General features: G+C 71.2%; 19 protein-coding genes and 1 tRNA gene. 11 read left to right on the forward strand and 9 right to left on the reverse strand.

The window, feature by feature from the left end; all coding sequences use genetic code 11:
* The first annotated feature begins 32 nt into the window (after positions 1–32).
* The 5 genes from OG588_RS17255 to OG588_RS17275 all read left to right on the forward strand — a co-directional run bounded on the left by OG588_RS17255 (position 33) and on the right by OG588_RS17275 (position 8,680).
* On the forward strand, positions 33–1,334 hold the full coding sequence (locus OG588_RS17255; RefSeq protein WP_405948073.1) for a hypothetical protein: 1,302 nt from the start codon (positions 33–35) through the stop codon (positions 1,332–1,334).
* Between the two features lie 26 nt (positions 1,335–1,360).
* A complete protein-coding gene (locus OG588_RS17260; RefSeq protein WP_405948074.1) occupies positions 1,361–3,901 on the forward strand; it encodes a tetratricopeptide repeat protein in 2,541 nt (846 codons plus the stop codon).
* Positions 3,902–5,245: a PP2C family serine/threonine-protein phosphatase gene (locus tag OG588_RS17265; protein WP_019065206.1), complete on the forward strand. Its 1,344-nt coding sequence runs from the start codon at positions 3,902–3,904 to the stop codon at positions 5,243–5,245.
* Positions 5,246–5,346: 101 nt separating this feature from the next.
* The gene (locus OG588_RS17270) at positions 5,347–6,693 is read left to right on the forward strand and encodes a vWA domain-containing protein (RefSeq protein ID WP_405948075.1); all 1,347 of its coding nucleotides are present in this window, start codon (positions 5,347–5,349) and stop codon (positions 6,691–6,693) included.
* Between the two features lie 61 nt (positions 6,694–6,754).
* The gene (locus OG588_RS17275; RefSeq protein ID WP_405948076.1) at positions 6,755–8,680 is read left to right on the forward strand and encodes an FHA domain-containing protein; all 1,926 of its coding nucleotides are present in this window, start codon (positions 6,755–6,757) and stop codon (positions 8,678–8,680) included.
* A 76-nt stretch (positions 8,681–8,756) separates the two neighbouring features.
* On the opposite strand, the gene OG588_RS17280 is transcribed toward OG588_RS17275, so the two are convergent.
* Positions 8,757–9,722: a methyltransferase domain-containing protein gene (locus OG588_RS17280; RefSeq protein WP_405948077.1), complete on the reverse strand. Its 966-nt coding sequence runs from the start codon at positions 9,720–9,722 to the stop codon at positions 8,757–8,759.
* An 85-nt stretch (positions 9,723–9,807) separates the two neighbouring features.
* On the opposite strand from OG588_RS17280, the gene OG588_RS17285 reads away from it, so the two are divergent.
* A complete protein-coding gene (locus tag OG588_RS17285; RefSeq protein ID WP_019065202.1) occupies positions 9,808–10,212 on the forward strand; it encodes a globin in 405 nt (134 codons plus the stop codon).
* A gap of 30 nt (positions 10,213–10,242) precedes the next feature.
* Here OG588_RS17285 and OG588_RS17290 read toward each other — a convergent pair whose 3' ends face one another.
* The 3 genes from OG588_RS17290 to ettA are packed head-to-tail and all read right to left on the reverse strand — an operon-like array spanning position 10,243 to position 12,991.
* Positions 10,243–10,911, reverse strand: a complete 669-nt coding sequence (locus OG588_RS17290) for a hypothetical protein (protein ID WP_405948078.1) — start codon at positions 10,909–10,911, stop codon at positions 10,243–10,245.
* Entirely contained in the window at positions 10,908–11,321 is a 414-nt protein-coding gene (locus tag OG588_RS17295) for an acyl-CoA thioesterase (RefSeq protein ID WP_405948079.1), read from the reverse strand. The genes OG588_RS17290 and OG588_RS17295 overlap by 4 nt, the downstream gene beginning before the upstream one ends.
* 5 nt (positions 11,322–11,326) lie before the next feature.
* Entirely contained in the window at positions 11,327–12,991 is a 1,665-nt protein-coding gene (gene ettA / locus OG588_RS17300) for an energy-dependent translational throttle protein EttA (RefSeq protein ID WP_405948080.1), read from the reverse strand.
* A gap of 179 nt (positions 12,992–13,170) precedes the next feature.
* Between ettA and OG588_RS17305 the strand changes: the two genes are divergently transcribed.
* The gene (locus OG588_RS17305) at positions 13,171–13,545 is read left to right on the forward strand and encodes a hypothetical protein (RefSeq protein WP_405948081.1); all 375 of its coding nucleotides are present in this window, start codon (positions 13,171–13,173) and stop codon (positions 13,543–13,545) included.
* A 20-nt stretch (positions 13,546–13,565) separates the two neighbouring features.
* Here OG588_RS17305 and OG588_RS17310 read toward each other — a convergent pair whose 3' ends face one another.
* The 5 genes from OG588_RS17310 to OG588_RS17330 form a co-directional block, all read right to left on the reverse strand.
* Positions 13,566–14,177 (reverse strand): hypothetical protein, encoded by a 612-nt coding sequence (locus tag OG588_RS17310; RefSeq protein ID WP_405948082.1) that lies wholly within the window; start codon positions 14,175–14,177, stop codon positions 13,566–13,568.
* A gap of 73 nt (positions 14,178–14,250) precedes the next feature.
* Positions 14,251–15,657, reverse strand: a complete 1,407-nt coding sequence (locus OG588_RS17315; protein WP_405953145.1) for a Cys-Gln thioester bond-forming surface protein — start codon at positions 15,655–15,657, stop codon at positions 14,251–14,253.
* A 288-nt stretch (positions 15,658–15,945) separates the two neighbouring features.
* Positions 15,946–16,449 carry a single-stranded DNA-binding protein gene (locus OG588_RS17320; RefSeq protein ID WP_405948083.1) on the reverse strand — a complete coding sequence of 168 codons (504 nt, stop codon included), beginning with the start codon at positions 16,447–16,449 and terminating at the stop codon, positions 15,946–15,948.
* Positions 16,450–16,625: 176 nt separating this feature from the next.
* Positions 16,626–18,632 carry a GTPase gene (locus OG588_RS17325; protein ID WP_405948084.1) on the reverse strand — a complete coding sequence of 669 codons (2,007 nt, stop codon included), beginning with the start codon at positions 18,630–18,632 and terminating at the stop codon, positions 16,626–16,628.
* 3 nt (positions 18,633–18,635) lie between these two features.
* The gene (locus OG588_RS17330) at positions 18,636–20,243 is read right to left on the reverse strand and encodes a dynamin family protein (RefSeq protein WP_366091456.1); all 1,608 of its coding nucleotides are present in this window, start codon (positions 20,241–20,243) and stop codon (positions 18,636–18,638) included.
* 322 nt (positions 20,244–20,565) lie between these two features.
* On the opposite strand from OG588_RS17330, the gene OG588_RS17335 reads away from it, so the two are divergent.
* The 4 genes from OG588_RS17335 (at position 20,566) to OG588_RS17350 (ending at position 22,627) form a co-directional block, all read left to right on the forward strand.
* Positions 20,566–20,638 (forward strand) — tRNA-Arg (locus OG588_RS17335).
* Positions 20,639–21,456: 818 nt separating this feature from the next.
* Entirely contained in the window at positions 21,457–21,789 is a 333-nt protein-coding gene (locus tag OG588_RS17340; RefSeq protein WP_365987010.1) for a hypothetical protein, read from the forward strand.
* A gap of 68 nt (positions 21,790–21,857) precedes the next feature.
* Positions 21,858–22,169, forward strand: a complete 312-nt coding sequence (locus OG588_RS17345; RefSeq protein ID WP_019056448.1) for a pore-forming ESAT-6 family protein — start codon at positions 21,858–21,860, stop codon at positions 22,167–22,169.
* A 59-nt stretch (positions 22,170–22,228) separates the two neighbouring features.
* A complete protein-coding gene (locus OG588_RS17350) occupies positions 22,229–22,627 on the forward strand; it encodes a DUF6507 family protein (RefSeq protein ID WP_405948085.1) in 399 nt (132 codons plus the stop codon).
* Positions 22,628–22,629 lie beyond the last annotated feature (2 nt).

Here is a 22,629-nt window from a genome sequence, read left to right on the forward strand (position 1 = left end):
TGGGCGGCGTCACGGGACCCCCCGGGCCGGTAATGGACCGGGACGAGGTGGACCGTGCGCTGGCGCGGCTCGGCGCGGAGCACGAGGCCATCGAGACCTCGCTCCTCGCCCTCCAGGACCACGCGGGCCGCAGACTCCTCGAAGGCGCCGAGCTGACCGGCACGACCAAGGAGCGCTGGGCGTCCACGGACGCGTCGATCACGCTGCTGTGGGCGTACTTCGACGCCTACACGGACGCGTTCCACGCCGCCCAGAGCATCCGCTCCCGGCGCCGCTGGTCCAGCCGTGAGGACCTGGTCGAGCTGACCGAGCTGCTGCGCGGCGAGTCCGTCACGGTCGCCGGATCCACCGCGGCGACGGCCAACATGCCGACGCTGACCGGCGGTTCGAGCAAGCTGAGCCACCAGTTCTCGCTGAACTCGCTCGTCGACGAGATGAACGACCTGTACGCGAACTCGCTGGACATGGTCGTCACCTCCGACGCGGTGTGGTCGGCGCTGCCCGCCCGGATCGATTTACTGGCCGCGGAGTTGCAGCGCACCCGCCAGCTCGCCCACTCCGTCGGCGTCCGCCCGGGCGAACACCCGGCGGGCGACGACCTGGAGCGCATCACCAGCACCCTGACCGAGCTGCGCGAGCGGGTCATCTCCGACCCGCTGGCCTACTGGGTGCGGGCGCAGGGCAGTTCGGCCCCCGGCGGCGGCCGCCCGGACACCACGGTCTACGACCGGGAGGCGCGCGCCCTGGAGGACGTGCGCCGCGAGATCGACGCCGTACTGACCGTCCGGCAGGACGCGGAGGCGCGGCTGGTGAAGCTGCGGGACGTGCTCTCCCGCGCGGACCGCACGCTCGCCGAGGCGCGCACCGCGCGCGGTGAGGTCCTCGCGAAGATCGCCGCCACGGAGGTGCCGGCCGTCAGCGGACCGCCGACCGTACTGCAGGAGCAGTTGTCGACGGCCGCCGAGTACCGCAGACACGCCCAGTGGCACCGTCTGTCCCCGCTCCTGGAGTCCCTGGAGCAGAAGGCGGAGGACGAACTGCTGCGCGCCCGCGAGTCGTTGACCGCGGTCACCCAGCCGCTAGCGGTCCGCGCGGAGCTGCGCGGCCGCCTCGACGCGTACAAGGCGAAGGTCGCCCGGCACGGCCTCGCGGAGGACCCGCTGCTGATCGAGCGGTACGACGCGGCCCGCCGCATGCTGTGGAGCGCGCCCTGCGACCTGCGCGTCGCCGAACAGGCGGTGCTGCGCTACCAGCACGCGGCGGCCGAGCAGTTCAACGCTCCGCGGACACAGCCGCAGGGCGGTCCCGAGGACCAGAGGGGGCCGGGCGCGTGAGTGACGAGGGAGAAGCGGGGTCGGTCATGAGTGAGACACAGCGGAAGTGTCAACGGCCGGGCTGCGAGGGCTCGTACGAGGACGTCGGCGGCGGCGAGCTGTACTGCGACACGTGCGGTCTGGCGCCGGCGGTGTCGGCGTCCGGGGCGATCGGCTCACCGCCCACCGGGATGACCAGCGGTAAGGGCTCGCGGGGTGCGGGCAGCGCCAGTTCCCGTACCAGCAGCCGCAGTTCGCGTACGTCGTCGCAGTCGGCGAAGTCGCGGCGCTCGGTGTCGGGGCGGCTCTCGCGCTCGGAGTCGGGCCGCTCCACGGGCCGTTCGGTGTCGGTGCGCAGTTCGGGTTCGTCGTCGGGGACCTCCAGCCGGGGCCGGCTCGGGGTCGGTCTGGTGCAGGTGCCGGGGGTGCCGCGGCCCGACCCGCGCGAGATGGTCCTGGAGAACCCGGAGGTGCCCGAGCGCAAGCGGTTCTGCTCGCGCTCGGACTGCGGCGCGCCGGTGGGGCGTTCCCGCGGCGACAGCCCTGGGCGCACGGAGGGCTTCTGCACCAAGTGCGGCAACCCGTACTCGTTCACGCCCAAGCTCGAAGCCGGCGACATCGTGCACGGCCAGTACGAGACCGTGGGCTGTCTCGCGCACGGCGGTCTCGGCTGGGTCTATCTCGCCGTGGACCGCGCGGTCTCCGATCGCTGGGTGGTCCTCAAGGGCCTCCTCGACACCGGCGACCAGGACGCGATGGAGGCCGCGATCTCCGAGCGGCGCTTCCTCGCCGAGATCGAGCACGCCAACATCGTGCGGATCTACAACTTCGTGGAGCACCTCGACCAGCGGACGGGTTCGCTGGACGGGTACATCGTCATGGAGTACGTCGGCGGCAAGTCCCTCAAGGAGATCGCCAACGACCGCCGTACGGAAAGCGGGAAGCGCGATCCGCTGCCGGTGGAGCAGGCCTGCGCGTACGGCATCGAGGCCCTGGAGGCGCTCGGCCACCTGCACAGCCGCAACCTGCTGTACTGCGACTTCAAGGTCGACAACGCGATCCAGACCGAGGACCAGCTCAAGCTGATCGACATGGGCGCGGTGCGCAGGATGGACGACGACGAGTCGGCCATCTACGGCACGGTGGGCTATCAGGCGCCGGAGGTCGCGGAGGTCGGCCCGTCGGTGGCGAGCGACCTGTACACGGTCGCCCGCACCCTCGCGGTGATGACCTTCGACTTCCAGGGCTACACGAACATCTTCGTGGACTCCCTGCCCGACCCGGACAACATCGAGGTCTTCCGCCGCTACGAGTCGTTCTACCGGCTCCTGGTCCGCGCCACCGACCCCGACCCGGCCCGCCGGTTCGCCTCCGCGCAGGAGATGGCCGAGCAGCTGACGGGCGTCCTGCGCGAGGTCGTCTCGCTGCAGACCGGCCGGGCCCGCCCGGCGCTGTCCACCCTGTTCGGCCCCGAACTCAAGGTCACGGACACGGAGTTGTTCCCCAAGCTGGACGGGGACGTGTCCCTGCTGGGGGCGAGAGCGGCCCAGCCGCCGAAGCGGACCTCAAGTGCCCGCACCGGCACGGCACTTGCTGAACGGCCCACCGGCGGCCCGGTGTTGACCGCGCTCAACGGCAGCGCGCCGAGCACCGTCAAGCAGGTCGACTCCCCCGCCGTGGCCCTCGCGCTGCCCGTTCCGCACGTCGACCCGACCGACCCCAACGCGGGCTTCCTGGCGGGCCTGATGGCGACCGCGGCGACCGAACTGCTCGGTGCGCTCGCATCGGCGCCGTCGCCGTCCGTGGAGACCCGGCTGCGGCAGATCCGCGCGTGGCTGGAGAACGGCGACTCGTACACCGCGCTGGACGCCCTGGCGAAGCTGGAGGACGAGCGGCCCGACGACTGGCGGGTGGTCTGGTACACGGGCGTGGCCGCGCTGTCGACCCGTGACTACGAGGCCGCCGCGCTGTCCTTCGACGCGATCTACGACGCCTTCCCGGGCGAGCCCGCGCCGAAGCTGGCGCTGGGCCTGTGCGCCGAGGTGCTGGGGCAGTTGGACAACGCGGCCGAGTACTACCGGCTGGTGTGGTCGACCGACCCGAGCTATGTGAGCGCGGCCTTCGGCCTGGCCCGCGTCCAGTTCGCGACCGGCGACCGGCCGGGCGCCGTACGGACGCTGGAATCGGTGCCCGAGGCGTCCATCCACTACACGGCCGCGCGCGTGGCCGCCGTACGGGCGCGGCTTCGGGAGCGGGCCGCGACGGCCGACGACACGCCGTTCCTGGACGATCTGACCGCGGCCGCCGGACAGGTGGAAGCGCTGGAGGGATACGGTCTGGACGCCGTCCGGCGCGAGCGGTTGTCGGCCGAGGTCCTCGGCCGCGCCCTCGACTGGATACTCTCCGGAGGCCAGGGTTCCGTGCCGCTCACGCGGCGGGAGCTGCTCGGCAGCGAGCTGGACGAGCGGGGACTCCGCTTCGGCCTGGAGCGTTCGTACCGCACGCTGGCCCGGCTGGCACGGGACGGCGAGGAGAGGATCGACCTGGTGGAACGAGCCAACCGTTACCGCCCCCGGACGTGGGTGTAGTTGATGTCGCAGATGCCCCAGCTCGCCGCCTGCCCGAGCTGCGAAGAGCCGCTCGAATCGGGTGACCGCTTCTGCGGTGCGTGCGGATACGACCTGTCCGCCGTGCCCGCGCCGCCGGACGACCACCCGACGCTCACCATGAACGGCGCGGTGCCGCTCCCACCCGAGGAGGCAGCGGACGTGAACTGGCCCGTGGTACCCCAGCCGGAGGGCGCCGAGACCTCGCCGACGGTCCATCTGCCCACCGACCTGGCCGGCACCGACTCGGGCGGCACCCCCCTGCCGTCCAACGCCCCGCTGCCGCCCACCGGTTCACCGGTCTCCCCGGCCACGGGCGTACGGTTCGACCGGCCGCCGGAGCCCGACGAGTACCCGCTGCAGGCGCCGGACCCGCGGGTCGCCGCCGATCCGCCGACCGCGGGCGAGGGCGTCAAGGTGTGCGTGGCCTGCCGCTCGGGCCGGGTGGACCCGGACGGCTACTGCGAGAACTGCGGGCACGCCCAGCCCCGCGAACGCGACCACATGGAAGAGGAGTTGGGCCCGCTCGCGGCGGTCAGCGACCGCGGGCTGCGGCACCACCGCAACGAGGACGCCTTCGCCGTAGGACAGTGCCTGCTGCCCGACGGGGCGCCCGCGCTGGTCGCGGTCGTGTGTGACGGGGTGTCCTCGGCGACGCGGCCCGACGCGGCCTCGCTGGCCGCCTCGCGGCAGGCCGGTGAGGCGTTGCTGGCCGCGCTGCCGCAGGGCACGCATCCGCAGGCGGCGATGCACGAGGCGATCATCGCGGCCTCGCACGCGGTCAACTCCCTTGCCCAGGAGCCCGCGACGGCCCGCGAGCACGCCCCGCACCAGAACGCGCCGGCCTGCACCCTGGTCGCCTCCATCGTCACCCCGACCCTCCTGGTCGTCGGCTGGGTCGGCGACAGCCGCGCCTACTGGATCCCGGTGGACCGCAGTTCACCGCCGGCCCGGCTCACCGAGGACGACTCGTGGGCGGCGCAGATGGTCGCCGCGGGCCTGATGAACGAGGCGGAGGCCTACGCCGACGAGCGCGCCCACGCGATCACCGGCTGGCTCGGCGCGGACGCGTACGAACTGGAGCCGCACACGGCTTCCTTCAAGCCGGACCGGCCGGGTGTAGTGGTGGTGTGCACGGACGGACTGTGGAACTACGCGGAGTCCGCCGAGGAGATGGCCGAGGTCGTCCCCCCCGACGCCATGGTCCGCCCGCTGCACAGTGCCCAGGTCCTGGTCGGCCACGCGCTGGACGGCGGGGGCCACGACAACGTAACAGTGGCCGTCGTACCGTTCCCGGTACCGCCGCAAGGGGCAGTAATCGGCTGAGGCCACATAACTAACGGGGACGGCCTCGGACCGGTGGGGACCGGTCCGCACATAGTCATCGCCCCATTCAGGTGGGGTACTTGAGGGGGATCAGAGTAGGCATGGCCAATTTCTCGAAGTCGAACGTGCCACAGTTCTCGGTCGACGTGTACCAGAACGAGTACCTGCCGGAGGGCGGGCGTGAGGTCAACGCGATCGTCACGGTGACCTCGACCGGCGGCGGCACCATCGGGAGCCCGGTCGCGGCGCCCCATCTGTACTCGGCCGGGCAGGGCCCGGACGCGGCCGTGGCGATCATGGTCGACTGTTCGGGGTCGATGGACTACCCGCCGACCAAGATGCGCAACGCGCGGGACGCCACGGCCGCCGCGATCGACACCCTGCGTGACGGGGTGCACTTCGCGGTGATCGGCGGCACGCATGTCGCCAAGGAGGTCTATCCGGGCAGCGGGCGGCTCGCGGTCGCCGATGCCACCACCCGCGAGCAGGCCAAGCACGCGCTGCGCAAGCTGAGCGCGGGCGGCGGCACCGCCATCGGCACCTGGCTGCGGCTCGCCGACCGGCTGCTGTCCTCGGCGGACGTCTCCATACGCCACGGCATCCTGCTGACCGACGGCCGCAACGAGCACGAGGCGCCGGAGGACCTGAAGGCGGCCCTCGGCTCCTGCGCCGGACGTTTCACCTGTGACGCGCGGGGCGTCGGCACCGACTGGGAAGTGAAAGAAGTCACAGGGATCGCCTCCGCGCTGCTCGGCACCGCCGACATCGTCGCCGACCCGGCCGCTCTCTCCGCCGACTTCACCAAGATGATGGAGACGGCGATGGGCAAGGAGGTCGCGGACGTCGCGCTGCGACTGTGGACGCCGGTGGGCACGGCCATCAAATTCGTCAAGCAAGTCGCGCCCAGGGTCGAGGAGTTGACCGACCGCCGCACCGAAGCGGGGCCCCGCGCCGGGGACTACCCCACCGGGTCCTGGGGAGACGAGTCCCGTGACTACCACGTGTGCGTCGAGGTCCCCGAGGCCGGCATCGGCCAGGAGATGCTGGCCGCGCGGGTCTCACTCGTCGTCCCGCAGCCCGACGGAAGCACCCAAAACCTGGGCGCTCAGGGGCTGGTGAAGGCCGTGTGGACCGACGACATGGTGGCCTCCACGTCCATCAACCCGCAGGTCGCGCACTACACCGGCCAGGCCGAACTGGCACAAGCCATCCAACAAGGCCTCGATCTCCGCAAATCGGGTGATGTCGATGGAGCAACGGCCAAACTAGGACGGGCTGTTCAGCTCGCCAGCGTCTCCGGAAACGCGGATACTGCGAAACTGCTTTCGAAGGTGGTGGACGTGGTCGACGCCGCGGCGGGTACTGTGCGACTGAAGGCGAAGGTCGCGGAGGCCGACGAGATGACTCTCGAGACACGGTCCACAAAGACTGTTCGTGTAAAGAAGTGACCTAACCAGCACCACTCCGTGAGACCGAGAACGACCCTGTGCGAAAGGGGGACGCGCCGACATGCCGACCTGCCCGAACGGACACCAGTCGGGTTCCGACGACTGGTGCGAGGTCTGCGGTCACCGCATGGCCGGTGCCGTGCCCCCGCCCCCTCCCCCGCCCCCCGGCGGCGGCTACGGCTTTCCGCCGCCCGCGCCCGGCCGCGGCCCGTCCGCCGAGGCGGAGCTCTGCCCGCAGTGCCGCACGCCCCGCGAGGGCGGTGCGCCGTTCTGCGAGGAGTGCCGGTGGAACTTCCTCACGAACACGGCGACGTCGTACACCCCGGCCGCCCCGCGCCCCTCGACGCCCGGACCGGGCCCCGGCCCGAGCCCGGCGTCCCGCTTCCAGCAGCAGCCTCCGCCGCCCGGTCCGGGTCCCGGTCCGTCGTACGGCAGTGACCCCTACGAGTACCAGGGGTCGCGACCGTCGCAGATGAACCGGCCGGCTGAGCCCATACCCCCGTTCGGCAGTGACCCGGCGGGACGACCTGGAGCGCCTGGTGGGCCTGGAGGTCCCGGTGGACCTGGTGGGCCGAACGGTCCCGGTGCCTTCGGTGGCGAACGGCAGGGTGGGCCCGGTGCACCGGGTGGTCCGGGCTCGCAGGGCTTCGGTAACGAGCGGCAAGGTGGGCCCGGCGGACCTGGTGGTCAGGGTGGGCCTGGTGGCCCCGGCTCGCAGGGCTTCGGCAATGAGCGGCAAGGTGGGCCCGGCGGTCCTGGTGGACCCGGCGCACAAGGCTTCGGCAACGAGCGTCCGGGCGGTCCCGGTGGACCCGGTGGCCAAGGCTCGCAAGGTTTTGGTGGCGAACGCCAAGGCGGACCCGGTGGCCAGGGTGGTCCCGGCGGTCCGGGCGCGCAAGGTTTCGGCAACGAGCGGCAAGGTGGGCCTGGCGGCCCCGGCGGCTCGCAGGGCTTCGGTGGTGAGCGTCAGGGTGGCGGTCCCGCGCCCTTCGGCGGCAACGACCCGTCCGGCCCGCCGCGGACGTTCGGCAACGATGCCTCCGGTTCGCCCTCGCCCTTCGGCAACGAGCCGTCCGGCCGGCCCAATCCGTTCGGCAACGAGCAACCCCCGGGTCCCGGCGGCCAGTTCGGCAACGAGCGCCCCGGCCAGGGTGAGTTCGGCGGGGGCCGCCCCGGTGCCTTCGGCGGCGAGCGGCAGGGTCCCCCCGGACCGTTCGGCAACGAGCCCTCGAACCCGCAGGGTCCCTCGGGCTTCGGCCCCGACCCCTCGCGGCCGATCCCGCCGCCGCCCGGACCTACGCCCCCCGCGGGCCCCGGCGCGACCAGCGGCGCCCCGCAGGCCTTCCAGCAGTCCGCCCCGCCGGCCCCGCCCGGGTTCCCGCAGGAGACGAACCGTCCGCAGCAGGGCGGCCCGTCCTTCGGCGGCGGTGACGACGACTGGGTGATCTCCCCGCCGACCCCCGGCTCCCCGGGCGGTCCTGGCGGTCCCGGCGGTCCCGGTCAGGGTGGCGGCTACGGCTATCCGCAGCCCGGTTCCACCCAGGCCCCGCCCCCGCCTCGTCAGGCGTACCAGCAGCAGCCGACGACGTGGATGGCGACGATCGGGCCGGACCGCGAGTACTTCATGGCGATGATGCAGCGCTCGGGACCGGAGGCCGCGGGGCTCAACCTGCCCGCGTACTCGCCCGAGCAGCAGCGGCAGCTCACCGGCAACCAGATCACCATCGGTCGCCGTCGCCACTCCACCGGCGAGTCCCCCGACATCGATCTGTCGGTGCCGCCGGAGGATCCGGGTGTCTCGCATCAGCACGCGGTGCTGGTGCAGCAGCCGGACGGGAGTTGGGCGGTCGTCGACCAGAACTCGACGAACGGTACGACGGTGAATGGTGGCGAGGAGCCTATTCAGCCGTTTGTGCCGGTGCCGTTGCAGGATGGGGATCGGGTGCACGTGGGGGCTTGGACGACGATCACGGTTCGGCGGGGCTAAAGACGTGTCGTTTGTCGTCTGCGGCGCCGTTGTGGCTGGTCGCGCAGTTCCCCGCGCCCCTTTCGGGGCGCTGTAGTTAGCGGAGAGGCCAGGTGTGCGGGCTCTCCGGGGCGTCCAGCCATGCCCTCGCCCCCACACCGGTGACCGTGATGCCGTAGCGCTCTCGCCCAGGCCTCCCTTCCCGTTCCCACAGGTCGCGGGCCTCCCTCGGATCGAGCGTGCCGTGGGTGAGGGTCCGGAGGAAGCGGAGTAGTTCGTGGTCGCCGGAGCGGTGCGGGATCTCGCCCTGCACGGCGGGCTCCGTGCCGCGTAGGGGGACGAAGTACGCGGCCGTGTTCAGGAAGGTGCCCTCGGCGTACGTGGCGTCGTGGACGGTGAGGGCGATCAGGCCGGTGGCCAGGGGGGCCAGGATGCGGGCGCCGGGGGTGCACTGGGCCGGCCAGGCTCGCGGGATCGACGTCAGGGCGCAGGTCGCGATGATCCGGTCGTAGGGGGCGTGCTCGGGGACTCCTCGGGAGCCGTCGCCGGTGACCACGGTCGGGCGGTGTCGGGCGGCGGCTAGGTGAGTGCGCGCTGACTCGGTGATCTCCGGTTCCAGGTCGACGGTGGTGACCAGTCCGTCGCCGAGCCGGTGGGCGAGCAGCGCCGCGTTGTAACCCGTCCCCGCGCCGATCTCCAGGACCCGGGCGCCGTCCGTCACCCGCAGTTCGGCCAGCATCCGTGCCATCAGCGAGGGCTGGCTGCTGGACGACACCAGCTCCCCGTCCCGCAACCGCGTGGCGAGCGGTACGTCGGCGTACACCCCGCGCAGCCAGCGTTCCCGGGTGCACGGGTCGGGGCTCCCGCCCCACAGCCGCTCGTAGCCGCCCTCGACACCGACGTAGTAGTACGGCACGAAGAGATGCCGCGGCACCGACGCGAACGCCGCCCGCCACCCCGGGTCCGTGTCCCAGGCGCCGCTCAGCCCGATCGCCCGCACCAGTTCCGCCCGCGCGGAGACGGCGACGGCATCCAGGTCTTTGTCGAGAGCGTGCGCGCTCATACGTCCACTGTCCTGCCGTAGGGGCCGGGAGGCGAGCGGTCGTAGGTCCGAAGTCCTCCGTCGCCCGGTCTGAGACCATGGGAGCGTGACAGAGATTCGGCGCGGCACGCTTCAGGAGCAGACCTTCTACGAGCAGGTCGGCGGGGAGGAGACCTTCCGCCGCCTCGTCCACCGTTTCTACGAGGGCGTCGCCGGGGACCCGCTGCTGAGGCCCATGTATCCGGAGGAGGACCTGGGCCCGGCCGAGGAGCGCTTCGCCCTCTTCCTGATGCAGTACTGGGGCGGCCCGACGACGTACAGCGACAACCGCGGCCACCCGCGGCTGCGGATGCGCCACGCCCCGTTCCAGGTCGATCAGGCCGCGCACGACGCCTGGCTGAAGCACATGCGGGTCGCCGTCGACGAGCTCGGGCTGTCCGAGGAGCACGAGCACACGTTGTGGAACTACCTGACGTACGCCGCCGCCTCGATGGTGAACACGGCGGGCTGATCGCCTTACAGGGTCCGGGAGTTGGCGCGCTCAGCGCACGCTGACGCCGAGCGTCCCGACTCCCGCCCTGCGTACGGCGATCGAGCCGTACGGCGTGCGCAGCCGTAGCCATGCTCCCGATGAGAAGAGGCCCAACTCGCCGCCGGGGCGCAGGAATCCGAGCGACTGGGCCGCGTGGACCGCGCGTACCGGCAGTGAGGTGTCGCCGACCGTGCGGGACCAGATCTCCCGCCCGACGCGGTCGAGTTCGGTGCGCGTGCGGGTCTCGGGGGTCAACTCCTGGGTGCGGGAGCGGAATTCGGCGACTCCGGCCGCGATCATCCCGCGCAGTGCCTGCGGGCCGGGGAGGCCCAGCTCGGGGGTCCAGCCGCGGCGGGGCGGCAGCACGCCGGCCCACGGCGGGCCGGTCACCGCGGCCGGTACGCCGGCCGTGGCTGCCAACTCGTCGAGGGTTTCCAGGAGTTCACCGGCGGAGACGGTCACGTCGAGGGTGACGTCGAGACCGTTCTCGTACGGCTTGGCGAGGCGTACCGCGCGGATGGCGAGGACCTCGAAGGACGGCGGACGCCCGAAGACGGCGAGGGCCGTGCCGGCCGCCTGGAGGCGGACCGCGGCGCCGCGGTCGTAGTGGAGCAGCCGGGAGAGGAAGGCCGCGAAGTCCGCCGCCTCCCCTTCGTCGGCGAGGTGGAGGACCGTCATGCGGCGACGGCCTCGTCCTCGGCGTCGTCCCGGTATTCCTCCAGGAACTCGCGTTCCTCGGCGGTGATCCGGCGCGGGCGTTGGACTGCGAAGTCGAACGGGACGACGACCGTGGAGGCGCGGACGTAGATCTGGTCGCCGTCCTTCACCTCGTAGGTGATGGTGAAGGACGCCGCCCTGATCTCGGTGATCCACAGCTCGATGTCCACCGGTGTGTGCCGGTGGACGAGCTGGCGTTTGTAGTCGATCTCGTGGCGCGACACCACCGACCCCTGCTGGAAGTCCTTCTCCGGGCGGAACAGGAAGTCGATACGGGCTTCCTCCAGATAGCGGAGGAAGACCACGTTGTTGACGTGGCCGTACGCGTCCATGTCCGCCCAGCGCAGTGGGCAACGGTAGATGTGGCGCAAGAAGATCAGCCCCGGGTCAGCTTCTTGTAGGTGGCGCGGTGCGGACGCGCCGCGTCGGCACCGAGTCGCTCGACCTTGTTCTTCTCGTACGACTCGAAGTTGCCCTCGAACCAGTACCACTTCGACTCGCCCTCGTACGCGAGGATGTGCGTCGCGACCCGGTCCAGGAACCAGCGGTCGTGGGAGATGACCACGGCCGCACCGGGGAACTCGAGCAGCGCGTTCTCCAGCGACGACAGGGTCTCCACGTCGAGGTCGTTGGTGGGCTCGTCGAGGAGCAGCAGGTTGCCGCCCTCCTTGAGGGTCAGCGCCAGGTTCAGGCGGTTGCGCTCACCACCGGAGAGGACACCGGCCGGCTTCTGCTGGTCCGGGCCCTTGAAGCCGAAGGCGGACACATAGGCCCGCGACGGCATCTCGACCTGGCCGACGTTGATGTAGTCGAGCTCGTCGGAGACGACGGCCCACAGCGACTTCTTGGGGTCGATGTTGGCGCGGCTCTGGTCGACGTAACTGATCTTGACGGTGTCGCCGACCTTGATGGAGCCGGAGTCCGGGGTCTCAAGGCCCTGGATCATCTTGAACAGCGTGGTCTTGCCCGCGCCGTTGGGACCGATGACCCCGACGATGCCGTTACGCGGCAGCGTGAAGCTCAGGTCGTCGATGAGAACCTTGTCGCCGAACGCCTTGGAGAGGCTCTGGACCTCGACGACGATCGAGCCCAGACGCGGGCCCGGCGGGATCTGGATCTCCTCGAAGTCCAGCTTCCGCATCTTGTCGGCCTCGGCTGCCATCTCCTCGTAACGGGCGAGGCGCGCCTTGGACTTGGTCTGACGGCCCTTGGCGTTGGAGCGAACCCACTCCAACTCCTCCTTGAGCCGCTTCTGGCGCTTCTCGTCCTTGCGGCCCTCGACCTTGAGGCGCGTGGACTTCTTCTCGAGGTACGTGGAGTAGTTGCCCTCGTAGGGAATCGCACGGCCGCGGTCCAGTTCGAGGATCCACTCGGCGACGTTGTTCAGGAAGTACCGGTCGTGAGTCACGGCGACGACGGCGCCCGCGTACTTCTGGAGGTGCTGCTCCAGCCAGTTCACCGACTCGGCGTCGAGGTGGTTGGTGGGCTCGTCGAGGAGGAGCAGGTCCGGGGCCTCGATCAGCAGCTTGCAGAGCGCGACGCGGCGCTTCTCACCGCCGGAGAGGTTGACGACCGGCCAGTCGCCGGGCGGGCAGCCCAGCGCGTCCATGGCCTGCTCCAGCTGCCCGTCGAGGTCCCAGGCGTTGGCGTGGTCCAGGTCTTCCTGGAGCTTGCCCATCTCGTCCATCAGCGCGTCCGAGTAGTCGGTCGCCATCAGCTCGGCGACCTCGTTGAAGCGCTTGAGCTTGCCCATGATCTCGGCAGCGCCGTCCTGGACGTTCTCCAGGACGGTCTTGGTCTCGTCCAGCTCCGGCTCCTGCATGAGGATGCCGACGCTGAAACCGGGTGACAGGAACGCGTCACCGTTGGAGGGCTGCTCGATGCCCGCCATGATCTTGAGAACGGTGGACTTACCGGCACCGTTCGGCCCGACCACACCGATCTTCGCGCCGGGCAGGAAGCTCAGCGTCACGTCGTCAAGGATGACCTTGTCGCCGTGCGCCTTGCGCGTCTTGCGCATGGTGTAGATGTACTCAGCCAAGAGAAACCGTCCGGCAGCTTGAAATCTGGAGTGGGCAGATGTAGTCCATCTTGCCTGAGGTCCCGGCTTGGGTGGTAACTCGTTTGGCCGGGGGGCTGTGAGCTGGGGGTTCTGGGGACGGCTTGTGGGTGGGGTCGTGAGGCGGGTCGGTGGTGGGTGCACGGGGGTGAGCGGGGAGCATGAGCGGGGGCGAGGCCGAGGCCGAGCACCGGGAACTGTTGGTCCGGCTGCTGGCCGGCGACGACGAAGCCTCCGTGGCCGCCTCGGAGGCCCTCTTGGGCGGCGCCGCCCACGTCGTGTGGGACGGGACGTGGCCGGCCGAGCGGTACGCCCACACCTATGCGATCAGGCTCCGGCACACGCGCCGGACGGGCGTCGAGACCCTGGGCCTGGAACGGGCGGTGCGGCTCCTCGGCCTGCACGGCCGGCCGGTGCGGCTCGGGCAGATCACGGCAGCCGACGGGGCGTGGATCCACATGGTCTTCCTCACCGAGGACGGCGACGCGCTGGTGGCCTGCACCGGCGTACGGCGGGCGCCGGGCTCACTTCCGTGAGCCGGTGAGCGTGGCCGGCCTCACCACCCGCAGTCGATGTCGGTCATTGCTCCTCGGAGCACCGGATCGGTACTCGTACCGCTGATCACCAGCAGGCCGCCGTCCTGCTCCCAGTCCAACTCGTACGCGCCGTCGGCGATGGGCCGGTACCCGTCGTCGACCACCCAGGAGCCCGCCTCGCCCAGCGCCAGGCCGGTGCGCCCCACCGCGTACGCCTCGCCGTTGCCGATCATGAGGAACGACGTCTCCCGTACTACGGCTGTGCAGCCGCCGGGTCCCGTGGGGCGCAGCACGTAGTACCGCGCGTCCAGGTCGCCCACCGCTCCCCAGGCGATGCCGAGCGTCCCCACGCCGATCAGCAAGGCGCTCACCGGCGACACCCACCTCGCTCGTGTCCCCGCGAGCCGCAGGGCCTGCGCCCGTCCGGCCGCCCGGAGGAAGGTCCACCACAGGGCGAGGGCGAGCACGAAGAGAACACCGCTCACCTCCCAGTCGGGGACCACGTGCCCCCACACCAACAGCAGGAGGTTGCTCCAGCTCACCCAGGCGGCGAGAGCCAGGCTCGCGACGCCCGCCGCCGTGAAGGTGCCGGGCGACAAGCCCTCGCCGTGCCGTATGCGTGCTTCGGTCATGGCGGGTACGACTCCCCGAACGCGCCGACAGTTGCGCCGGGAAGCCGGAAAACTGCCGGGGGTCGGCGCTTCCTCAGCCCTGTCCGGGCTTGCGGTCCCGCAGCAGGACGAGGGTCGTGGCGCCGATGCCGACCAGGCCGAGGGCGAGGACCGTGATCATCGGGGTGATGCCGGAGCCGCCGGTCTCGGCGAGGTTCGTGTCGACGGTGGTGCCGCCGACCGTCGCGGGGCTCGGCTCGCTGAGCGTCTGCGTCACGGCACCGCCCGCGTCGCTCTGCGTGCGGCAGTCGAGGACTCCGGCGAACCGCTTCGCGTAGCCGTTCGGCGCCGTGATCGTGAAGTCGTAGGCCTGGTCCTCCTGGAGCGGGATCGTCACCGTTGCGGACTTCCCGGCGTCGATGCCGTGCTCGACGCCCATCAGCTCGAAGGTGAACGTCTCGTCGCCCTGGTTGGTCGCGGTGATGTCCAGGCCGCCGTCGGTGCAGTTCTTCTGAGCCGACAGTGCCGGTACGGCACCGCTCTCCGCCCAGTCGGCGCTCGCGGCGGCGGAGACCGTCGACTCGCTGGAACCGGCGAGGATCTGTGTCTGGCTTCTGCTCTCGGAGGTGAAGGCCCGGCCGACGGGCACGGTGGTGGAGGCCTGCACGGTCAGGTCGGCGGACCCGGCCGTCGCGTCCTCGGGAACGTCGAAGAACACCTGGCTGCCGTCCGCCGCGGACGTGACGACCTTGCCGTCCTTGTCGACGATCCGGACCTTGGTGGTGGCGGCGTCGGCAGGCGGTGTCACCGTCACCCCGCTGGCGTTGGTGTGCACGGTCACCGGGCCGAGCCGCTCACCGGGGTGCCCGGAGACCGCGGGCGGGTCCAGGGTCAGCGAGGCCTGCGGCTCCGCCACGTTCCGCGCGCTCTTCTCCAGGTAGTCCGCGAGCTTCTCGGCCTGCGGGTCGACCGCGTCGACGTCGGCGCCGTCCGAGTAACGCCAGATGGCCACCTGCGTACCGGCCGCCGCGTCCTGCTCGGTCAGGCCCTTGGTGCCGGCCTTCGCGGAGAGCGCGGCGAGGTCGTTCACCTGCGGGTAGGAGTGCTGCAGGATCCAACGGATCTTGCCCGCGCTCTTGTTGGCGCCCAGCGACGTGCCGCTCCACGCGGTCTCGTGGTACTTGGCGTCCCGCTGGGTGGGGTTCTGGAGATCGACGCAGTACGTCTGGAGGGTGCCGCCGCCGTCCACGGACATCTCGAACAGGCCCGCGGAGACCTGCTGGTCGCCCGTGTCCGCGTGGATCACGGCCTCGCCGTACGTCTTGAGCCCGCCTATCGTCGCCGTCGCCCCGCCCTGGGTCTGCGGTGTCTCGTCGGCGACGGCCGGGCCGGCGCCGGCCAGCACTCCGGCGGCGACGAGTCCGCACGTCCAGGTCGCGGCGACGAGGCGCACGGCACCCCGGCGACCGCGCAGGGACAGCGCGGGGAACGCAGACAACACGGACAACGCAGATGACACGGAATTCCCCTTCGAGCAGGACCCGTCGACGTGGGGGTGCGGTCCCACCAGCAGAATCAGAGCACCGGGAACTGTGCCCGAGCTATGCCCGGCATCCTAGGGACGCGGGCGCACCGCCTTCTCCAGTCGGGTCATCGGATAACCGATCCGACTCGGAATCGTTATCCCCAAGATCGCCTGCGAGCAGGGCTTATCGACAAATCCACCGGGTCTTTCGGAGCGCATTCATCGATAAGCCGCAGTTCGATCAGCTCGGGGCATTCACTGACATCACGTCACCACGAGCGGCTCTGCCCGGTGTTGGTCGGCGGAATCGGCACGGGTGGCGGAATCGGCGTCCGAATCACCGGCCGAATCCCCGCCCGGTGTCTCCCAGTTGGGCTCCGGCCGGGGCGGAGAGGCCGCCGTCTCCTGCTTGTTGGCCCGGCGGAAGGCCGAGGTGCCGCGCGCCAGGTCGTGGCCGATCGCCACGGCGTCGATGTCCGCCGAGGACCAGTTCGGCTGTCCTTCGCGTACTTCCGTCCGCACCTTCAGCCGGCCCTGGACTACGACGGGGTCGCCGACCGACAGCGACGCCGCCACGTTCGTGGCCAGTTGGCGGTTGGCCCACACCGTGAAGAAGTTGGTGTGGCCGTCCGTCCACACGTTCTTCTCGCGGTCGAAGTAACGCGCGGTCACCGCCAGCCGGAACCGCGCCGACGGTCCCGTCGCCAGATCCCGGTACATCGGCTGGGTCGCCACATTCCCGACCGCGCACACCATCGTCTCGTTCATCGCGTGTCCCTCCCTGACCCGGCCCCGCGAGGCCGGACGGAAACGCGTACGGGCCCGTCCCGTACGGCTGCAGTCAGACTGCCTCCGCCGAGCCGGGCCCGCTGAGCGCTGTGGACCACCGCCCACCTGTGGAAAACCTCATCACCCGGACGAGCGAACGACGTCCGGACCCCGGTTCACCCGGCCCCGATGCCCGCCCCCGTGACCCGCCCGTACTGCTCCCGCACCTCCCGGTACCGCAGCAACTCCGCGGCCAGCGGATCGAGCACCCGCGCCCGTCCACACCCCGCGGCCGCCTCCCGCAATCGCCGCTCGGCGTCGAGGCCGTAGCGCCGGGCGGGGCCGCGGGCCGCCAGCCGGCAGCTCCACTCGACGAGCGGGCCGCCGATGATGCCGGCCACCATCAGCAGCACCGGCACCCCGAGATTCGGTGCCATGAACCCGATGATCTGGCCCACCAGCCACAGCCCGCCGACGACTTGGAGGATCGTCATGGACGCCTGCGCCAGTACGGCCGCCGGCCACCACCCCGGCCGCGGCGGCCGCCCCACCGGCAGCCCGGCCCGCGTCGCCAGCTCGTCCAGCGCCTCGGGCAGCCCCTGCGCCCCGCGTACGGCCGCCTCCCGCACCGCCTGTGCCCACGGCGCCGGCAGCCCGCCGGAGGCCCGGTCGGCGACCGTACGGACCGCCTGTTCGACGCGCTGGCGTGCCGTGGCCTCCTCGTCCGCCTGAACGCGGACCTGCAGTCGGCCGGTCGCGGGTTCGCGCCGGTCGTTGTACCAGCGCCACAGCCGCAGCCAGGGCGTGCCGCAGGCGCGGTTGGCGTTGCGCAGCCAGGCGCGTTCGGCCGCCTCGCCCGCCGCGGTGGCGCCCACGGAGTCCGCGAGCCGAGCGGCGAACTCGTCCCGCGCCTCCTCGCTGAGCCCGGTGCGCCGCCCCGTGGCGTACACGGGCCGCAGTCGCCACGCCGCCGCGTCGACATCGGCCGAAATTCGCCGTGCCGCTGCTCCACGATCCGCCACGAACTGGCCCAGAACCTCGCGCAGTTCGGGGATGCCGTCCCCGGTGAGCGCGGACAGGGAGAGCACGGTCGCGCCGGGTTCGCCGTACTCCCCCAGGGCGATGCCGTCCTCGTCGAGCAGTCGCCGCAGATCGTCGAGGACCTGGTCGGCCGCTTCCCCGGGGAGCCGGTCGATCTGGTTGAGGACGACGAACATGACCTCCGCGTGGCCCGCCATCGGCCGCAAGTAGCGCTCATGGAGGATCGCGTCGGCGTACTTCTCCGGGTCGACGACCCAGATGACCGCGTCCACGAGGGCCAGCACCCGGTCCACCTGCTCGCGGTGCGCCACGGCCGCCGAGTCGTGGTCGGGCAGGTCCACCAGGACGAGCCCGCGCAACTGGGCCTCCATCTCGGCGCTCTGCAGGGGGCGTCGGCGCAGTCGTCCCGGGATGCCGAGCCGGTCGATGAGGGTGGCCGCGCCGTCGCTCCAGCTGCACGCGATGGGTGCGGCGGTGGTGGGTCGTCGTACGCCCGTCTCCGAAATGGCCACTCCGGCGAGCGAGTTGAACAGCTGCGACTTGCCGCTGCCGGTGGCGCCCGCGATGGCGACCACGGTGTGCTGCCCGGAGAGCCTGCGCCGCGCCGCCGCCTCGTCGAGCACCCGCCCCGCCTCCGCGAGGGTCCCGCTGTCGAGCCGGGTCCTGGAGAGCCCCACGAGTTCCCGGAGCGCGTCGAGACGGGACCGTAGCGGCCCGTCGTACGCCAACGGGGCCGGGACCGGCGCGGTGTGGTGCGCGGCGTGCACGGCCTGCGCACGGGAGGCCCTGATCTCCACGGCGGCGGCCTGCTGCGCGGCGGTGGTCTCGTTGACCCGCCGCGCGATCAGCCCGTCGTCCCAGGAGCCGGTCGCTTCCTCGGGGTCCGTGGGGTTCGACGGGTCCGTCGGGTTCACCGGGTCTGCGGACGCCTTGGATTCCGTACGACCGGAGGTGTCGGTCGGCACACGCGCGTGGTCGTCGACATCCTCCGGGTCACCCACTTCCTCCGCTGCCTTCGCGTCCTCTACGGGGAGGCGGTTACCGGAGGTTCCCTCTGAACCGCCCTCTACAGGGGAGGGATCGGCGTGATCCATCTCGTCCGTGTGTTCGTCCGTGTGGTCCTGGTCAGTGACGGCAGTCACCGGTCACCTCTCCTTCTGCAGTACGGACAGCGCGGCGATGAGTTCGGCCTGGGGTTCGGGGTGCACGTCGAGGGCGTCGAGCGGGGCGAGCCGGCGTTCGCGCTCGGTGTGCACGACCCGGTCCAGATGGTCGTTGAGGAGTCGCCCGGCGCGGTCGCGCAGCCGCAACGCGCCGTGGGCGCCGATCCGTTCGGCGAGCCCCTCGCCCGCGGACCGCGCCCTACGGCCGCCCAGCAGGGCGGTGGCGACCAGGGCGGCGACAACCTCGGGGTCGGGCGCGATGCTCCGGTCGAGGTCGGCCACCTCCTCCTCGGCGTACTCCTCCAACTCGCGCCGCCAGCGCCGTACCGCCATTCCGATGCGGTGCTCGGCGCTCTCCAGGGACGGATCGCGCTCGGTGAGTTCTGGGGCGCCCGCGGCCGGTTCGCGGCGCCAGGCGTCGTCCACGCGCTCGTCGGCGGCCGTGACAGCGCACAGCAGCAGTGCGGCGAGGCTCTCCGCGAGGGCGTCGAGGAGTTCACCGGCGGAGCAGTCGAGCGGGAAGGCACGCCAGCGCTTCAACGCGTCCCCGGCGAGCACGGCCCCTGCCTGCAACCGCCCCCGCACACGCGCGTGCTCGCTGTCGTACGCCCCCTCGACGGCGGCCGTGAGCCGTAGCGCGGCGGCGTACTGGGCGGCGGCGGCGCTGGCCAGTTCGGGCATGCGCGACTTGAGGGAGTCGAGGACGCCGTAGGCCGTGCGGGCCATCGACTCCTGCCGGGCGCCCGGGTCCTGGGTCTGCTGCACGAGCCAACTCCGCAGAGTGGCCACGGCACTGGCCGGAAGCAGCCCCCCACCCCAGGCGGATTCGGGCAGTTCGGGCACCGTGAAGCGGGGTACGTCGCCGAGGCCGGCCTTGGCGAGCAGGGCGCCGTACTGTCGCGAGACCTCGGACACCACCTGGTGGGGCACCCGGTCGAGGACGGTCACCAGGGTCGCGTTGTGCTCCTTGGCCGTGCGCAGCAGATGCCAGGGCACGGCGTCGGCGTAGCGGGCGGCCGTGGTGACCATGACCCAGATGTCGGCCGCGCAGATCAGTTCGGCGGCCAGCACCCGGTTGTCGGCGACCAGGGAGTCGATGTCGGGCGCGTCCAGGAGGGCGATTCCGCGCGGGAGGGTGTCGGCGGTCTCGATCCGCAGCACACGCATACCGTCCTCACCGGGGAGGAGCAACTCGTCCCCTGGGTCCTGATGAGGCACCCACACGCGCGTGAGGTCGGGCAGCACCCGCATGCCGCTGAACCAGTGATGGTCCTCCGGGTGGCAGACCAGCACCGGTGTGCGGGTCGTCGGCCGCAGCACGCCTGCCTCGCTGACCCGGCGCCCGACAAGGGAGTTGACGAGGGTCGACTTGCCCGCGCCGGTGGAGCCGCCCACCACGGCGAGCAGGGGTGCTTCGGGTTCTTTCAGGCGGGGCACCAGATAGTCGTCGAGCTGGGCGAGCAGTTCGTCGCGGTTGGCACGCGCGCGTGGAGCCCCCGCCAGGGGCAGCGGGAAGCGTGCGGCGGCGACACGGTCGCGCAGGGCGGAGAGTGCGTCGAGCAGCTGAGGCCGTACGTCCAAGGTCACCACATGTGAAGAATGCCCAATTTTGGGGGAATTCTGAAGCATATGCGCATGCCTGCGCGCCGACAGAACACAACGGACGGAAGGGATGACTGGGGCATGGGCACAGTCCAGGCATAACGAGTGCACAACACCCGTGGCGCGGGGCACCAAAAGCGATGCACGATTCGTACCTGCCTGCGATTATCAGGACCGCTTCACTGAACCTCCACATCGAGCCACGGAGGTGAAGCAACAGGGACAAGGACCCGGGAGCCCTATCCTTGTCCCCGGCAACGTCACGGACCGGCCCACACCCGGGCACACCACGACCGAGGCCACACACCCGGCCCCCGTAGCTCAGTGGATAGAGCAGGCGCCTTCTAAGCGCTTGGCCGCAGGTTCGAGTCCTGCCGGGGGCGCCCAGCTGTACTCCACATTTCTGCAGGTCAGACACCTTTCCCCGCCTACCGGCGGTCCCGCCGGCCGGTCGCGCATTGCCCTCTTCCCCGCAGAAGGCTTCCGATGCTCTGCATGGGTATCGCCCAGACAGACGCACCCTTCAGCATCAAGCGGGGGTTGCACGTCCGCCCCACCGCTCCCCCAAGGTCGCCGCGGCCCGCCAGACGCCCGCCCCCGCTTCCCCTGGGCCTGGCCGCCTGGGACGCCCTGTATGTGTCCCTACGGCTCTGGCTCCGGCGGACCCGCTCCGCCTCCTGCTCCGCACCGGTAGCCGGTCTGACGGGCCGCTGACCCGGCTCGGTACAGATCGGCGCGGCCCGCAGATGGCCGGGGCGCAGAGGCTGGATCGTTCCGGTCCAACGCGCCTGCGGGCAGCGCTGATCCGCAGTGAGGCGCCGCCCGTGAGCACCGGCTGCCGACCCGGGCCACTCGTCCCGGAGGAGCCGGCGGGTGTCTCCGGTGGGAGCCGTCACCCTGGCCGCCCTGCCGCCTTAGGTGGCACCGAACTCAATGTCCGCGGAGCAACCGCTCCTGGCCGCGCCCGCGTCGGCCGGCAGCCGGACAGATCCGCACGAGGAGAGGAACACAAAGCGCACGAGGGGAAGTTGTCTTTGCGCCCACTCATGAACTAGATCACGCCACTTCAGTCCCTTTTACGTTGCGCCTGCAACGCGTGATGCGAGAAGCTGTTCGAAACGCTGTGAGCCATGGGCGGCGCACGAGGACACCGTGGCAGACGAACAGCCGTCACGCACAACACACTTACGGGGGTGGGTGAATGAAGTTCGACATGGGGTCGACGACCCTGTCGGATCTCGGCAAGAGCACCGTCGGTTCGAGCGACGACCTGGGCACGCTGATCAAACTCCTGATCCAGGCGGCACAGCCGCTGGAGGGGAAGTTCAACGGGGCCGGCAAGGCCGCCTTCGACACGTTCAAGGCCCATGCGGACGAGATCACGAACGAGCTGAACGGCTCGCTCGGCGCGATCCTGGGCGGCCAGTCGGGTATGGACACCGCGTTCGGCACCGGCGATGTGGAGCTGGGCGACAACGCGCACCAGAACATGGGCGCCGCCAACTTCGACGCGGCCCGCTTCGGCGCGCGCTGACCGCCGCGGTCGGCCGCCAAATCCTCAAGTCGCCTTCACCATCGCTGTTTCCAAGGGGGAACCCGCTCATGGGTCAGAACCAGGACCGCCGTTCGTACGACATCGGCGCCTCCACCGAGGTCCAGGGCAGCCTCGCCGGCGTCATCGGCCAGTTGGAGCGCGTGCTGACCGACCGCGACCGCGCGGTCAAGGCCGCGATGGCCGACTTCACCGCGGACGGCGTCGCCGACGAGTACCACGGCAAGGAGCTCCGCTGGCACAAGGCCGCCGGTGAGGTCCGCGAGATCATCCGGCTGGTCCGCTCGACGCTGGAGCAGAACGACGGGACCGCGCAGTCGACGCTGGCCAAGGCGAAGTCGGCCGTCGACAACATCGGCTGAAGCGGCGGCAGGCATACGCCGGTCAGCTGCCCGGCAGCACGGGGACGAGGGGGAACGTTGTGACGAGGTGGGACATCCATCCGGCCGGGGTGTACGGCGTGCTGTCCAGGACGGGGACCGCGGCGAAGGACATGTCCGACGCGGGTTCGGCGATGCAGGGCAACCTTGAGGAAGCGGCCTCCGCGGCCGGGACGCTGACCAGCCAGTACGGGCCGTACACGAGCACGGTCGGGTTGGTCGGTTCGGCACTGGGCCAGTTCGCGGAGCACTGGGGCCGGGACCTCCTGTACATCGCCGAGCGGACCTCGAAGTCCCTGAATGGAGCGGACGAGGCCACCCGCTTCTACCTGGCCGGCTCCCTGGAACAGGCGGAGAACGCTCAGCGGGAGGCGGCCAGGGAACCGAAGGTGGACATGCCCGGCGCGGGTGAGACGGACCATCACGCGGGGGGCGAGTAACG

It is taken from the genome of Streptomyces prunicolor (genome assembly GCF_045162825.1).
Lineage (GTDB): Bacteria > Actinomycetota > Actinomycetes > Streptomycetales > Streptomycetaceae > Streptomyces > Streptomyces prunicolor.

Bases quoted from the DNA above. Each gene is read 5' to 3' on its own strand.
- OG588_RS17280 (WP_405948077.1), bottom strand. From the start codon at position 9,722: ATGAGCGCGCACGCTCTCGACAAAGACCTGGATGCCGTCGCCGTCTCC.
- OG588_RS17260 (WP_405948074.1), top strand. From the start codon at position 1,361: ATGAGTGAGACACAGCGGAAGTGTCAACGGCCGGGCTGCGAGGGCTCG.
- OG588_RS17290 (WP_405948078.1), bottom strand. From the start codon at position 10,911: ATGACGGTCCTCCACCTCGCCGACGAAGGGGAGGCGGCGGACTTCGCG.
- OG588_RS17310 (WP_405948082.1), bottom strand. From the start codon at position 14,177: ATGACCGAAGCACGCATACGGCACGGCGAGGGCTTGTCGCCCGGCACC.
- OG588_RS17340 (WP_365987010.1), top strand. From the start codon at position 21,457: ATGAAGTTCGACATGGGGTCGACGACCCTGTCGGATCTCGGCAAGAGC.
- OG588_RS17305 (WP_405948081.1), top strand. From the start codon at position 13,171: ATGAGCGGGGGCGAGGCCGAGGCCGAGCACCGGGAACTGTTGGTCCGG.
- OG588_RS17270 (WP_405948075.1), top strand. From the start codon at position 5,347: ATGGCCAATTTCTCGAAGTCGAACGTGCCACAGTTCTCGGTCGACGTG.
- OG588_RS17345 (WP_019056448.1), top strand. From the start codon at position 21,858: ATGGGTCAGAACCAGGACCGCCGTTCGTACGACATCGGCGCCTCCACC.
- OG588_RS17275 (WP_405948076.1), top strand. From the start codon at position 6,755: ATGCCGACCTGCCCGAACGGACACCAGTCGGGTTCCGACGACTGGTGC.
- OG588_RS17320 (WP_405948083.1), bottom strand. From the start codon at position 16,449: ATGAACGAGACGATGGTGTGCGCGGTCGGGAATGTGGCGACCCAGCCG.
- OG588_RS17255 (WP_405948073.1), top strand. From the start codon at position 33: ATGGACCGGGACGAGGTGGACCGTGCGCTGGCGCGGCTCGGCGCGGAG.